At 73.2% G+C, this 14,090-nt stretch carries 10 protein-coding genes; 6 read left to right on the forward strand and 4 right to left on the reverse strand.

From position 1 onward, the window contains the following. Nucleotides 1–126: 126 nt before the first annotated feature. Both acs and GXP71_RS12295 read left to right on the forward strand, forming a co-directional pair. The gene (acs, locus tag GXP71_RS12290; RefSeq protein WP_162352874.1) at nt 127–2,139 is read left to right on the forward strand and encodes an acetate--CoA ligase; all 2,013 of its coding nucleotides are present in this window, start codon (nt 127–129) and stop codon (nt 2,137–2,139) included. Nucleotides 2,140–2,470: 331 nt separating this feature from the next. Next, entirely contained in the window at nt 2,471–3,889 is a 1,419-nt protein-coding gene (locus tag GXP71_RS12295; protein ID WP_162352875.1) for a cellulase family glycosylhydrolase, read from the forward strand. Nucleotides 3,890–4,079: 190 nt separating this feature from the next. On the opposite strand, the gene GXP71_RS12300 is transcribed toward GXP71_RS12295, so the two are convergent. Beyond that, nucleotides 4,080–5,369: an NAD(P)-binding domain-containing protein gene (locus GXP71_RS12300; RefSeq protein WP_162352876.1), complete on the reverse strand. Its 1,290-nt coding sequence runs from the start codon at nt 5,367–5,369 to the stop codon at nt 4,080–4,082. A 72-nt stretch (nt 5,370–5,441) separates the two neighbouring features. On the opposite strand from GXP71_RS12300, the gene mshD reads away from it, so the two are divergent. Genes mshD through GXP71_RS12315 form a run of 3 tightly spaced genes read left to right on the forward strand, consistent with a single transcriptional unit; the run spans nt 5,442 to nt 9,606 of the window. Next, entirely contained in the window at nt 5,442–6,404 is a 963-nt protein-coding gene (gene mshD, locus GXP71_RS12305) for a mycothiol synthase (RefSeq protein WP_162352877.1), read from the forward strand. Further along, nucleotides 6,401–8,635, forward strand: coding sequence for an RNA degradosome polyphosphate kinase (locus GXP71_RS12310; protein ID WP_162352878.1), 2,235 nt, complete (start codon nt 6,401–6,403; stop codon nt 8,633–8,635). Before mshD ends, GXP71_RS12310 begins: the two co-directional genes overlap by 4 nt. Continuing rightward, a complete protein-coding gene (locus GXP71_RS12315; RefSeq protein ID WP_162352879.1) occupies nt 8,632–9,606 on the forward strand; it encodes an NUDIX domain-containing protein in 975 nt (324 codons plus the stop codon). The genes GXP71_RS12310 and GXP71_RS12315 overlap by 4 nt, the downstream gene beginning before the upstream one ends. 57 nt (nt 9,607–9,663) lie before the next feature. Here GXP71_RS12315 and GXP71_RS12320 read toward each other — a convergent pair whose 3' ends face one another. The 3 genes from GXP71_RS12320 to GXP71_RS12330 form a co-directional block, all read right to left on the reverse strand. Further along, the gene (locus GXP71_RS12320) at nt 9,664–10,671 is read right to left on the reverse strand and encodes an inorganic phosphate transporter (protein ID WP_162352880.1); all 1,008 of its coding nucleotides are present in this window, start codon (nt 10,669–10,671) and stop codon (nt 9,664–9,666) included. 6 nt (nt 10,672–10,677) lie between these two features. Further along, complete coding sequence (locus tag GXP71_RS12325; protein WP_124341894.1) at nt 10,678–11,298, reverse strand: DUF47 domain-containing protein; 621 nt, start codon at nt 11,296–11,298, stop codon at nt 10,678–10,680. 410 nt (nt 11,299–11,708) lie between these two features. Beyond that, nucleotides 11,709–12,308 carry a hypothetical protein gene (locus GXP71_RS12330; RefSeq protein WP_162354331.1) on the reverse strand — a complete coding sequence of 200 codons (600 nt, stop codon included), beginning with the start codon at nt 12,306–12,308 and terminating at the stop codon, nt 11,709–11,711. Nucleotides 12,309–12,560: 252 nt separating this feature from the next. Between GXP71_RS12330 and GXP71_RS12335 the strand changes: the two genes are divergently transcribed. Further along, the gene (locus GXP71_RS12335) at nt 12,561–14,048 is read left to right on the forward strand and encodes a sugar porter family MFS transporter (RefSeq protein WP_162352881.1); all 1,488 of its coding nucleotides are present in this window, start codon (nt 12,561–12,563) and stop codon (nt 14,046–14,048) included. Nucleotides 14,049–14,090 lie beyond the last annotated feature (42 nt).

Genomic DNA, 14,090 nt, shown 5'->3' on the forward strand with positions numbered 1-14,090 from the left:
CGGCATCGGTCCGCTGCCGTGCGTGATCTGCTCGGGCGGACGCGGATCGCGCGCGGCTAGAGTGCCTGTTCTGACCCGGTCGCTCCCGGGTTCCGCACCGACGCCGTTGCGCACAGGAGGTCGCACGTGACCGACACCACCCCTGCCACCGAGTCCTCCGAGAAGCCCGCCGGGCTGGAGAACCTGCTCTCCGAGGACCGCCGCTTCCCCCCGTCCCCCGAGTTCGCCGCGCAGGCGAACGCCCACGGCGACCTGTACGCGTGGGCCGCGGCCGACCGTCCGTCGTTCTGGGCGGACCAGGCCCGCGAGCTGCTGACCTGGTCGACACCGTTCACGCAGACCCTCGACTGGTCGAAGGCGCCGTTCGCGACGTGGTTCGCCGACGGGAGGCTGAACGCGGCGTACAACGCGGTGGACCGGCACGTCGAGGAGGGCCGCGGCGACCGGGTCGCCCTGCACTTCGAGGGCGAGGGCGGCGACTCCCGGTCCCTCACGTACGCCGACCTGCAGCGCGAGGTGTCGAAGGCGGCGAACGCGTTCACGACGCTCGGCGTCGGCACGGGCGACCGGGTCGCGATCTACATGCCGCTGATCCCCGAGGCCGTCGTGACGATGCTCGCGTGCGCGCGGATCGGCGCGCCGCACTCGGTCGTCTTCGGCGGGTTCTCCGCGGAGGCGCTCGCGTCGCGCATCGTCGACGCGGAGGCGAAGCTCGTCGTCACCGCGGACGGCGGCTACCGCCGCGGCGCGCCGTCGGCCCTCAAGCCGGCGGTCGACGAGGCGCTCGAGAAGGGCACGCCGTCGGTCGAGCACGTGCTCGTCGTGCGGCGCACGGAGCAGGACGTCGCGTGGACCGAGGGTCGTGACGTCTGGTGGCACGACGTGGTGGACTCCGCGTCGGACCAGCACACGCCGGTCGAGCTCGAGGCCGAGCACCCGCTGTTCATCCTCTACACGTCGGGCACCACGGGGAAGCCGAAGGGGATCTTCCACACGACGGGCGGCTACCTGACGCAGGCGGCGTACACGCACCGCAACGTCTTCGACCTCAAGGCCGAGACGGACGTCTACTGGTGCACGGCCGACATCGGCTGGATCACCGGGCACACGTACGTCGTCTACGGGCCGCTCGTGAACGGTGCGACGCAGGTGATCTACGAGGGCACGCCCGACACCCCGCACCGTGGCCGCTGGTGGGAGATCGTCCAGAAGTACAAGGTCTCGATCCTCTACACGGCCCCGACGGCGATCCGCACGTGCATGAAGTGGGGCGAGGAGATCCCCGCGCAGTTCGACCTGTCGTCGCTGCGCGTCCTCGGCTCGGTGGGTGAGCCCATCAACCCCGAGGCGTGGATGTGGTACCGCCGCGTCATCGGTGGCGACCGCACGCCGGTCGTCGACACGTGGTGGCAGACGGAGACGGGCGCGATCATGATCAGCCCGCTGCCGGGCGTCACCGCGGCGAAGCCGGGCTCGGCGCAGGTGCCGCTGCCGGGCATCGCGGCCGACGTGGTCGACGACGAGGCCCACCCGGTGCCCGACGGCGGCGGCGGCTACCTGGTGCTCACCGAGCCGTGGCCGTCGATGCTGCGCGGCATCTGGGGCGACCCGGAGCGCTACCAGGACACCTACTGGTCGAGGTTCCCGGGCCTGTACTTCGCGGGCGACGGGGCGAAGAAGGACGACGACGGCGACATCTGGCTGCTGGGGCGCGTGGACGACGTGATGAACGTGTCCGGCCACCGCCTGTCGACGACGGAGATCGAGTCCGCGCTCGTGTCGCACCCGTGGGTCGCGGAGGCCGCGGTCGTGGGGGCGAGCGACGAGACGACCGGCCAGGCCGTCGTCGCGTTCGTGATCCTGCGCGGCGGGGCCGGGGGCGCCGACAAGTCCGGCGACGAGGTGCAGACCGCGCTGCGCAACCACGTCGCGAAGGAGATCGGCCCGATCGCGAAGCCGCGGCAGATCCTCGTCGTGCAGGAGCTGCCCAAGACGCGGTCCGGCAAGATCATGCGCCGCCTGCTGCGCGACGTCGCGGAGCACCGCCAGGTCGGCGACGCGACGACCCTCGCGGACTCCTCCGTCATGGACCTGATCGCGCAGGGCCTGTCCAAGCCGGCTGCTGCGTCGGAGGACTGACACCGCGCTGACTCGACCCGGTTCTGGGTACCGCTCGCGGCCTCGCAGCGGTAGCCAGGACCGGGTCGTCGTACGTCCGGGGCCGTCCGGCGACCGACGCCGACGAGCGGCGCGCGACCCTATCGGGAGACACCGTCGGGCCGCCTCCGCGGTGAAGCGTTTAGGGCTCTGGGGGACGCTTTCCCGCCCTGGTTGTGTTGGCGCCCGGCACCCGCCCGCCGACCGGCCGGCGGAACGGCGGGCGGGTGCGACCACGGTCCGCACCGGCGCGGGCGTCGAGCTGGAACCCGGGCTCGCGGCGGTCGTCACACACCCGGAAACGAGGATGTCCATGAGATCCCGACTGTCCCTGCTGACCGGCGCCGCCCTGGCGTCGGCGGTCGTCGCGCTGGGCGCGGTGTCGCTCGTCTCGACGGCGGCGAACGCCGCCACCCCGCCCGGTCTGCGCGTCTCCGGCACGCAGCTCGTCGAGAAGGACGGCACCCCGTTCGTCGCGCGCGGCGTCAGCCACGCCCACACCTGGTACACGTCGCAGACGGCGACCGCGATCCCCGCGATCCGCGCGGCCGGCGCCAACGCCCTGCGTGTCGTGCTGTCGGGCGGCGACCGCTGGACGAAGAACGACGCCGCCGACGTCGCGAACATCATCAGCCTGTGCAAGGCCAACAAGCTGGTCTGCATGCTCGAGAACCACGACACGACGGGCTACGGCGAGCAGTCGGGCGCGGTCACGCTCGACACGGCCGCGAACTACTGGGTGGGCATCAAGTCCGCGCTGATCGGGCAGGAGGACTACGTCCAGATCAACATCGGCAACGAGCCCTACGGCAACAACGCGACGGCGAACGCGGGCTGGGCGGCCGACACCTCGGCGGCGATCAAGAAGCTGCGCGCCGCCGGGCTGCACCACAACATCGTCGTCGACGCCCCGAGCTGGGGTCAGGACTGGGCGGGCATCATGCGCGACCAGGCCGCGACGGTCGCGGCGGCCGACCCGGACGCGAACACCCTGTTCTCCGTGCACATGTACGGCGTCTACAACAACGCGTCGACCATCAAGACGTACCTCGACGCGTTCAAGGCGAAGAACCTGCCGCTCGTCATCGGCGAGTTCGGGTTCGACCACTCCGACGGCAACCCCGACGAGGACACGATCATGTCCGAGGCCGTGGCGCGCGGCATCGGCTACTACGGCTGGTCCTGGTCGGGCAACGGCGGCGGCGTCGAGTACCTCGACATGGTGACGGCCTTCAACCCGGCGGCCAAGACGTCGTGGGGCACGCGCATCTTCGACGGTGCGAACGGCATCAAGGCGACCGCGAAGACGGCGAAGATCTACGGCGGCACGGTCGACCCGACCACCCCGAACCCGACGCCGACGACGCCGAACCCCACGCCCACCACCCCGAACCCGACGCCGACCACCCCGACGCCGACGCCGACGTCGAACCCGGGCGGCACGTGCACCGCGGTGCTGCGGGTCGTGGGCTCGTGGCCGGGCGGCTGGCAGGGCGGCGTCACCGTCACGGCGGGCAACGCGATGATCGGCTCGTGGACGACGCAGCTCACGCTCCCGGCGGGCGGCTCGATCCAGTCCGGCTGGTCGGGCACGTACACGACGAGCGGCACGTCCGTCACGGTCAAGAACGCCGCGTGGAACGGCCTGCTCGGCGCGGGCGCGAAGGCGGAGTACGGGTTCGTCGCGTCGGGCAACGCCCCGACCGGCACGGTCCCCGTCAGCTGCGCCTGACCACCTGACCCCTCCCGGTGACGCCGGGGTCGTCCTCGCGACGGCCCCGGCGTCACCGCGCGGGTCGGCTCCGCCAGGGCCCGGTCGTCCGGTCACCGCATGCGCAACGCACCATCAGGACCGCGTCGCGTTGCTGAGGCGACTCCCGTGTGGCGTTCGGCGCAGCAGCGCTCCGGCCGGCAGGCAGCCGTCAGAGGGACAGCAGGCGGCGCAGGTGACGGACCGCCTCGCGGCCCGCCCGGTTGGCGCCGACGGTCGACGCCGACGGCCCGTACCCGACGAGCTGCACGCGCGGGTCGGCGACGACCTGCGTCCCGTCCATGACGATCCCGCCGCCCCGCGCCCGCAGGCCGAGCGGCGCGAGGTGGTCGAGAGCCGCGCGGAACCCGGTGCACCAGAGGATCGTGCGGGCCTCGACGCGCGACGGCCCGTCGATCCAGCCCTCCTCCAGCGCCGGAACCTCGTCCCACTCGACGGCGCCCGGGACGATCCGGCTGAACACGGGCCGCGCGCGCAGGACGCCGGACTCGATCCCGGCGCGGTACGCGTCGGTCAGCGGCAGCCCGGTGACGCTGACGACGCTGCCCGGCGGCTGGCCCGCACGGGTGCGCTGCTCGACGAGCGCGACGGCGTCGCGGCCGACCTCGGGCGTGAACTCCTCGTCGCGCCACGTGGGCGGCCGCCGTGTCACCCACGTCGTCGACGTCGCCTTGGCGACCTCGAGGAGCAGCTGCACCGCCGACGTGCCGCCGCCCACGACGACGACGTGCCCGTCGGCCAGGTCGGCCGCGGACCGGAAGTCGCGCGCGTGCAGCTGGCGCCCGCCGAACACGCCGCGCCCGGGGTAGGCGGGCCAGAACGGCTTGCCCCACGTGCCGGTCGCGTTGACGAGCCCGCGGGCACGCCAGACGACCCGCTCGCCGGGCTGCTCGACGCTGTGCGAGTGCACGAGGAGCCGGCCCCCGGCCCGCTCCCCCGCGCCCGTCGACGGGACGGGCGCGTGCCCCTCGTCGTGCACCGCGGTGACACGGACGGGCCGCTGCACGTGCAGCGCGTAGGCCTCCTCGTACTGCGCGAAGTAGTACGGAACGGCGCGTGCGGCGGGCTCGGCGGGGTCGGGCACGACGAGCGGCATGCCGGGGAGCTCGTGCACGCCGTGCGCGCGCTCCATGGTGAGCGACGGCCACCGGTGCTGCCACGCGCCGCCGGGTCCGGGCTCGTCGTCGAGGACGACGAACGACGGGCCGCTCTCCCAGCCGCGCTGCCCGACGGAGACCAGGCCGGTGCGGCGCAGGTGGTAGGCCGCGGACAGGCCCGCCTGGCCCGCGCCGACGACGACGACGTCCACGTCGACGACGTCCGCGGAGGTCGTCGGCGTCGCCCGTGCGACGGACGCTCCCTCCTCCCGGAGGGCACGCCGCGAGCGGCGCGTCTGCGGGGTCGGGGCGTCCTCGGCGAGGGTGCGCGTCGAGTCGTCCATGGCCGGTCCAACGTACCCGCTCCGTCTGTGCGCTCAGGGCGCCCGTCCCCCGTCCGTGGTGGGATGTCCCGCATGGTGGAGGGCACGAACGCGCAGGTCACGATCACGGCGACGCGGGGCCGGCCGGACGACGCCACGGTGTCGCAGGTCAGGGCGCTGGCCGCCCGGGCCCACGACGTGGACGGTGTCGCTCCGCTGTCCGAGCAGCCGCTGCTCCGTCTGGCGGACCCGGCGGCGCCGGTCGTGCACCTGACCGCGCGCACGCCCGGCGGCGACCTCGTCGGGTACGCGCAGGTCGACACCGAGGCGGCGTCGGCGGAGCTCGTCGTCGACCCGCCGCACCGCCGACGGGGGACGGGCCGCACCCTGCTCGACGCGGCCCGCACGCACGGCGCCGCCGGCACCACGCTGAAGGTCTGGGCGCACGGCGACCTCCCGCCCGCACGCGCGTTCGCGGCTGCCACGGGCCTGGCCGTCGTGCGCGAGCTGCGGAAGCTGCGCCTCGACCTCGCGACCCGGCCGGACACCGCGCGTCGCGCGCTGCCGCCCGGGACGACGCTGCGCACGTTCGTCCCCGGTCAGGACGAGGAGGCGTGGCGCCGCGTCAACGCCCGCGCGTTCGCGCACCACCCCGAGCAGGGCCGCCTGACGGTCGCGGACGTGCGGGCCCGCGAGCGCGAACCCTGGTTCGACCCCGCGGGCTTCCTGCTGGCCGAGCGGGACGGCGTGCTGGTCGGCTCGGTCTGGACGAAGGTGCACCCGGCCGGCACGGAGGCCGACGCGCCGGTCGGCGAGATCTACGTCGTGGGCGTCGACCCGGACGCGCAGGGCACGGGCCTGGGCGCGGCGCTCACGTCGGCCGGGCTCGACCACCTGGCGTCGCGGGGCCTCGCGACGGTCGTCCTCTACGTCGACGCGGACAACACGGCGGCCGTCCGGACGTACGACCGGCAGGGGTTCGTGCGGGCCGCGACCGACGTGATGCTCGCTTCCGATACCGAGGGTTCACCCGCGGGTGCCACGATGGGGTCATGACCGACGCCCCCGCGCTCGACTCCCTCGAAGAGCACCTCGCCTCGCACGTGGCACCGCAGGAGGAGCTGCCCGAGGTCGAGCCCGAACCGCTCCCCGACGACCGGTTCCTGGACCGCGAGCTGTCGTGGCTCGCGTTCAACCAGCGGGTGCTCGAGCTCGCGGAGGACCCGGACCTGCCGCTGCTGGAGCGCGTGCGGTTCCTGGCGATCTTCGCGTCGAACCTCGACGAGTTCTTCATGGTGCGGGTCGCGGGTCTGAAGCGGCGCATCGCGACGGGCATCGCGGTGACGGCGGCGTCGGGCCTGTCGCCCCGTCAGGTGCTCGAGGCCATCAGCGAGAAGGCGCACGAGCTGCAGCACCGGCACGCCCGCGTGTTCGCCGAGCAGGTGCAGCCGGCGCTGGCGCGCGAGGGCATCACGCTGGTCCGCTGGGACGACCTCGGCGACGCCGAGCAGGACCGGCTGCGCAAGTTCTTCCGCCGCCAGATCTTCCCCGTGCTGACGCCGCTCGCGGTCGACCCGGCGCACCCGTTCCCGTACATCTCGGGGCTGTCCCTCAACCTGGCGGTCGTCGTCGCCAACCCGGTCACGGGCAAGGAGCACTTCGCGCGCGTGAAGGTCCCACCGCTGCTGCCGCGGTTCATCGCGGTCGACGCGAGCGGTCGCCCGTCCGCCCCGGACGCGGGCGCGGCCGCGCCCGAGAAGGGCCCGATGTCGTTCGTCCCGGTCGAGGACGTCATCTCCGAGCACCTCGAGCACCTGTTCCCCGGCATGGAGGTGCGCGAGCACCACACGTTCCGCGTGACCCGCAACGAGGACGTCGAGGTCGAGGAGGACGACGCCGAGAACCTGCTCAAGGCGATGGAGAAGGAGCTCCTGCGGCGCCGGTTCGGCCCGCCGGTCCGCCTCGAGATCGCCGAGGGCATCAGCCCGCGCATCCGCCAGCTGCTCGTGCGCGAGCTGCGGATGGCCGACGACGAGGTGTACGAGCTCCCCGCGCCGCTCGACTGCACGGGGCTCAACGTCATCGCGGACCTCGACCGGGCGGAGCTGCAGTTCCCGCGGTTCGTGCCGACGACGCACCGCCAGCTCGCCGAGGTGGAGAGCGCGACGCCCGCCGAGGTGTTCGCGAAGATCCGCGAGCGCGACATCCTGCTGCACCACCCGTACGACTCGTTCTCGACGTCGGTCCAGACGTTCCTCGAGCAGGCCGCGGCCGACCCGGCGGTGCTCGCGATCAAGCAGACGCTCTACCGGACGTCGGGCGACTCCCCGATCGTCGACGCGCTGATCGACGCCGCGCAGGCGGGCAAGCAGGTGCTCGCGCTCGTCGAGATCAAGGCGCGGTTCGACGAGCAGAACAACATCTCGTGGGCGCGCAAGCTCGAGCAGGCGGGCGTGCACGTCGTGTACGGCATCGTCGGGCTCAAGACGCACTGCAAGCTGTCGCTCGTGGTGCGCCAGGAGGCGGACGGCCTGCGCCGGTACAGCCACGTCGGGACGGGCAACTACCACCCGAAGACGGCCCGCCTGTACACGGACGTCGGGCTGCTCACGTCCGACCCCGAGGTCGGGCAGGACCTCACGCGCCTCTTCAACCAGCTGTCGGGGTACGCGCCGAAGTCGCGGTTCCACCGGCTGCTCGTCGCGCCGCGCTCGGTGCGCGTGGGCCTGATCGAGCGCATCGAGCGCGAGGCCGCGGCCGCGCGCGCGGGTGAGCCCGCGTGGATCAAGATCAAGGTCAACTCGATGGTCGACGAGGCCACGATCGACGCGCTGTACCGCGCCTCGCAGGCGGGCGTGCAGGTCGACCTGGTGGTCCGCGGCATCTGCGCGCTGCGGCCGGGCGTGCCGGGCCTGTCGGAGAACGTGCGGGTCCGCTCGATCCTCGGCCGGTTCCTCGAGCACTCGCGGATCTTCGCGTTCGCGAACGCGACGGGCGGCGAGGACGGTGCGCTCGACGGGCCCGAGGTCTTCATCGGGTCTGCGGACCTCATGCACCGCAACCTCGACCGGCGCGTCGAGGCGCTCGTGCGCGTCGCCGACCCCGACCAGGTCGGCGAGCTCGTCGACCTCGTCGACGAGTCCATGGACGACGCGACGTCGACCTGGCACCTCGACGGCGCGGGCGACTGGCACCGCCGGCACGTCGACGACGAGGGCAACCCGCTCGTCGACCTGCAGGCCGCCCTGATCCAGCGGCAGCGGCGCCGCCCCGGCGCCAGCCGGTGAGCAGCACCGCCGCACCGGTCGTCGTCGAGGCGGCCGGCGCTCTCGTGTGGCGCGTGCGCCTGCGTCGCCTGCAGGTCGCGCTCGTGCACCGTCCGCGCTACCGCGACTGGTCGTGGCCGAAGGGCAAGCTCGACCCGGGCGAGACGCCCGTCGTCGCGGCGATCCGCGAGGTCGCCGAGGAGACGGGTCACGACGTCGTGCTCGGCATCCCGCTGCCCGGCCTGGAGTACCGCCTGTCCGACGGCCGCACCAAGCGCGTGCACTACTGGGCCGCACAGGTCGCGGGCCGCCGCGACGCCGTCGCGCTGCGGGCGCGCCCGCCGGTGCCGCGCGCGTCCCGCTCGGAGATCGACCGCGTGCGGTGGATGGACGTCGGCACGGCCGCGCGCCGCCTGACGCGCGCCGCCGACCGCGAGCCGCTCGACGCGCTCGTCGCCGCGTACCGCAAGGGGCGGCTCGACACGCACGCGCTCGTGGTCGCGCGGCACGGGTCGGCCCGCAAGCGGAGCGCGTGGAAGGGCTCGGACGCCGAGCGGCCGCTGACGTCGGACGGGACGCGGCAGGCCGAGGCGCTGGTCCCGCTGCTGTCGGCGTTCGGCGTCGCGCACGTGGTGACGAGCCCGTGGCGGCGCTGCGTCGAGACGGTCCGCCCCTACGCACGGGCGGTCGGCATGCCCGAGCAGAAGGTCGAGGCGTGGTCGGAGGACGCGCACGACGAGGCGCCGGGTCTGGTCACGGGTCACGTCGACGCGCTGATGCACTGGCCCGGCGACGGCGTGGTGTGCACGCACCGGCCGGTGCTGGGCACGGCGTTCGGGGCGCTCGCGTCCCGTGCGCGCAGGTCCGTCGCCGCCCAGGTGCCCGCGGAGGACCCGTACCTGCTGCCGGGCCAGATGCTGGTCGCGCACGTCGCGCACCGCCCGAAGGGTCCGCGGGTCGTCGCGGTCGAGGTGCACGGGCCGGGCGCCTGAGCCGTCGGGGCCGCGCACCGACCCGTCCGGTGCGCGGCGCGGCAGCCGCGCGGCCCGTCAGGTGAGGATCGGGTTGAGCACCAGGTAGATGAGCGCGGCGACGATCGCGGCCGCGGGGATCGTGAGCACCCACGCGGCACCGATGTTCTTCGCGACGCCCCAGCGCACCGCGGACAGCCGCCGGGTCGCGCCGACGCCCATGATCGCCGAGGTGATCGTGTGGGTCGTCGAGACCGGCGCGTGCAGCCAGTACGCGTTGGCGTAGAGCACCACGGCGGCGACGGACTCCGCGACGAAGCCGCGCGCCGGGTCGAGCTCGATGATCTTGCGGCCCAGCGTGCGCATGATGCGCCACCCGCCCGCGTACGTGCCCAGCGAGATCGCAGTCGCGGCGGACAGCTTGACCCACAGCGGGATCGTCATGTTGTCCGGGTCGTGGAAGCCGCCGGCGATGAGCGCGAGGACGATGACGCCCATCGTCTTCTGCGCGTCCTGCAGGCCGTGCCCCAGGGCCATCGCGGCGGCCGAGGCCGTCTGCGCGAGCCGGAAGCGGCGCATCGTCCGCGCGGGCGCGCGGTTCCGGACGAGCCACAGCACGCCGACCATGAGACCGAACGCGAGCAGGAACCCGATGAGCGGCGAGAACACCATCGGCAGGACGACCTTGTCCCAGATGGCGTTCCAGTGGACGGTGACCCCGGACGCGATGCCGACGCCCGTGAGCCCGCCGATGAGCGCGTGCGTCGACGAGGACGGCAGCCCCAGCCACCACGTGATGAGGTTCCACGTGATCGCGCCGATCAGGCCGGACAGCACGATGACCAGACCCTCGTGCGGCCCGACGTCGCCGATGCTGATGATGTCTTCGGCGATCGTCGTCGCGACGTGCGTGCCGAGCAGCGCGCCGACGAGGTTGAAGAACGCCGCCATGAGCAGCGCGACCCGCGGCGTCAGCGCCCGCGTCGAGACCGAGGTCGCGATCGCGTTGGCCGCGTCGTGGAAGCCGTTGGTGTAGTCGAACCCGAGCGCGAACGCGACGACGACGACGACGAGCAGGACGTCCACGTGGGCTCAGGACTCCTTGAGCGCGATCGTCTCGACCGCGTTGGCCACCTTCTCGAACGCGTCCGCGGCGTCCTCGAGCGTGTCGATGATCTCCTTGAGCTTGATGATCATCACGGGGTCGGTCACCTCGTCGAACATCTGGGCGACGAGCTTGCGGTGCGACTTGTCGGCCTGGTTCTCGAGGCGGTTGACCTCGACCCAGTACTCCGAGAGCGAGTCCATCGAGCGCAGCCGCGGCATGGCGTCGGCCGTGAGCTCGGCGGCGCGCTGGAGCACCTGCACCTGGTCGGAGACCCGCGCGGGCAGCTCGTCGATCTTGTAGAGCACGATGAGGTCCGCGGCCTCGTCCATGAGGTCCATGCAGTCGTCGAGGTGCGACGCGAGCATGTAGATGTCGTCGCGGTCGAACGGCGTGACGAAGGTCTGGTTGAGGCGCCGCATGATCGTGTGCGTCGCGTCGTCGGCCGCGTGCTCGGCGTCGGCGATCCGCTTGCCGATCTCCTTGCGGGTGGCACGGTCCGCCCCGAGCATCTCGCCGAGGAGGTTGGCCCCCGTCACGAGGTGCTTCGCCGAGTCGGCGAAGAGGTCGAAGTACGTGGTGTCGCGCGGGGTGAGGCGCAGGCGCACGGGATTCTCCGGGACGGGGGGACGGACGTGGTTCAGGCTAGGTCAACCCGGCCCGGATGCCTAACGGCGGCCGACGGGCTCGTGGACACATGGTGACAGCCCGACGACCGTGCGGGGAACGCGGTGCGCCCGTCCGGGTGGCGACGCGCCGGACGCCACGCGGGTGACGTCGCGACGGGGTCGCGCCCACAGCCGTCACGCGCGTTCGCGCAGGTGAGGGGAGGGGCGGCGCCGGACCGGGAGCGCCTCTCGGCGCGTGGCCGCTCGAAGCGGCTTGAGATGGAGCCCGGGGCTACCGCGGCCCGGCGCCTCGTCCATGCTACGTCGTCGTCGCCCGCCGTGTGCTGTGCGGAACCTCACGACACCCGTCCGGCGAGACCGGACGTACCGGGCGCACCGGCGGGCAGCCGTCAGTCGAGGCGCTCCGCACGCCACAGCGCCGCGGCGTGCGTGAGCTCCTCCGCGGTGCGGACCAGGGACGCGGCCCCGCGCGTCGTGCGCAGCGCCCCCCGCGGGTCGACGAGGTCGAGGTGGTCGGCGTCGAACGCGGCGCCCGTCGCGAGGACCTGGCAGAAGGCGGCCGCGCGCTCGAGCGCGACGGCGAGGTCGCCCGCGTACACGCCCGACAGCACGGCGTCGGCGACGGCCCGGACGTCCTCGGGGCCCGGGGTGTCCGCGACGCCCGCGACGACACCGTGCACGGGGGCCGCGGCGACGCCCGCGCGGTAGCGGTCGGCGATCGTCACGGGGTCGCGCCGGACCCACTCGCGCAGCACGTACAGCCGCCACAGCGCACCGGGCAGCGTGTCGGGCTGGCTGTCGGCCCACAGGCCCGCGACGACGTCGAGACCCTCGTGCTCGACGAGCGCGACGAGCCGCGCGACCACGTCGGGGTCGGGCTGCGCGCGCCCGCGCCGCACGAGCGCCTGCGCCGTGGTGTGCGCGACCTCGTCGCGCAGCGCGGGCGACAGGTCGCCGGGGATCGCGTCCGCCTGCTGCGGGTCGAGCATCGCGGGGCGACGCGGTCGACGGGGCTCGTCGCCGCTGGTCGGACCGGTCATCGCGCACCTCCTCCACGGGCGGGCCGCGGGGTCGGCGCTCACCCGTCGGACGATCTTGCCTCGTCGGGCTGGCCCTCGCGCGCGCCGCCCGTCGTCCGTCCGGGGCGGACGACCGGCCTCGACATGCGTGTCCGTGCAGGTGGGGTCACAGTGGTTCTCACTCCTCGGGACGGCCCCGACGAGTGACGGAGGTGCCACACGATGTCCGACGCGACACGGCCGCCGCAGGGGGCGGCAGGAGGATCCGAGGTGCGCCACCCGCACCACAACAAGGCCATCGCGCTCGCCGTCGCGGCGGCCGTCGGTGGCTTCCTCTTCGGGTTCGACAGCTCCGTCATCAACGGTGCGGTCGACGCGATCGGGGAGCAGTTCGACCTCGGGTCCGCCCTGCAGGGGTTCGCCGTCGCCGTCGCGCTGCTCGGCTGCGCGCTCGGCGCCTGGTCCGGCGGCAAGCTGGCCGACCACTGGGGCCGCACCAGGGTGATGTTCGTCGGTGCGGTCCTGTTCTTCGTGTCGTCGATCCTGTCGGCGATCGCGTTCGGCGTCTGGGACCTGATCCTGTGGCGGTTCATGGCGGGCGTCGGCATCGGCATCGCGTCGGTCATCGCCCCCGCGTACATCGCGGAGATCGCGCCGGCGGCGATGCGCGGCCGGCTCGGCTCGCTCCAGCAGCTCGCGATCACGCTCGGCATCTTCGCCGCCCTGCTGTCCGACCAGCTGCTGGCGACGTCCGCGGGCGGTGCGTCGGAGGAGCTGTGGTTCGGGCTCGAGGCGTGGCGGTGGATGTTCCTGGTCGCCGTGGTCCCCGCGACGGTCTACGGCGTCCTCGCGCTGATGATCCCCGAGTCGCCGCGCTACCTGGTCGCGCGCGGCCGGCGCGACGAGGCGCAGAAGATCCTGGCGGACGTCCTGGGCCCCGACGAGGACGCCGCGGCCCGCGTGCGCGAGATCGAGCACACGATCGAGGCGGACAAGAAGCTCGAGGAGCAGGCGACGCTGCGCGGCCCGCGGTTCGGGCTCCTGCCCGTGGTCTGGGTCGGCATCCTGCTGTCGGTGTTCCAGCAGTTCGTCGGCATCAACGTGATCTTCTACTACTCGACGACGCTGTGGCAGGCCGTCGGGTTCGACGAGTCCGACTCGTTCATGGTCTCGACGATCACGTCGATCACGAACGTCGCGGTGACGTTCATCGCCATCGCGCTCATCGACAAGATCGGTCGCCGCCCGCTCCTGCTCATCGGCTCGGCCGGCATGGCGGTGTCGCTGGCGATCATGGCGATCGCGTTCACGCAGTCGACGGGCACGGGCGACGACCTGACGCTGACGGGCTCGTGGGGCACGATCGCGCTGGTCGCGGCCAACGCGTTCGTCGTGTTCTTCGGCGCGACGTGGGGCCCGCTGGTGTGGGTGCTCCTCGGCGAGATGTTCCCGAACCGGATCCGTGCCGCGGCGCTCGGCGTGGCCGCGATGGCGCAGTGGATCGCGAACTTCCTCATCACGATCTCGTTCCCGCCGATGCTGGACCGGTTCGGCGCGTCCATCCCGTACCTGATGTACGCGATCTTCGCGACGCTGTCCTTCTTCTTCACGCTCTTCAAGGTGCCGGAGACGAAGGGCGTGCAGCTCGAGGACATGGAGTCGGTCAAGGTCGAGCGGCGTGCGCGCGGGACGGCCGCCACGACCCGCTGACGCGACCCGCACGTCCCGGAGGCCCCTGGCGCACCACGCGCC

Source organism: Cellulomonas sp. H30R-01, from assembly GCF_010119915.1.
Taxonomy (GTDB): domain Bacteria; phylum Actinomycetota; class Actinomycetes; order Actinomycetales; family Cellulomonadaceae; genus Cellulomonas; species Cellulomonas algicola.

What these genes read in the sequence shown, in the direction of transcription:
- GXP71_RS12295 (WP_162352875.1), top strand. Translation starts at nt 2,471, where the DNA reads ATGAGATCCCGACTGTCCCTGCTGACCGGCGCCGCCCTGGCGTCGGCG.
- GXP71_RS12300 (WP_162352876.1), bottom strand. Translation starts at nt 5,369, where the DNA reads ATGGACGACTCGACGCGCACCCTCGCCGAGGACGCCCCGACCCCGCAG.
- mshD (WP_162352877.1), top strand. Translation starts at nt 5,442, where the DNA reads ATGGTGGAGGGCACGAACGCGCAGGTCACGATCACGGCGACGCGGGGC.
- GXP71_RS12310 (WP_162352878.1), top strand. Translation starts at nt 6,401, where the DNA reads ATGACCGACGCCCCCGCGCTCGACTCCCTCGAAGAGCACCTCGCCTCG.
- GXP71_RS12330 (WP_162354331.1), bottom strand. Translation starts at nt 12,308, where the DNA reads ATGCTCGACCCGCAGCAGGCGGACGCGATCCCCGGCGACCTGTCGCCC.
- GXP71_RS12335 (WP_162352881.1), top strand. Translation starts at nt 12,561, where the DNA reads ATGTCCGACGCGACACGGCCGCCGCAGGGGGCGGCAGGAGGATCCGAG.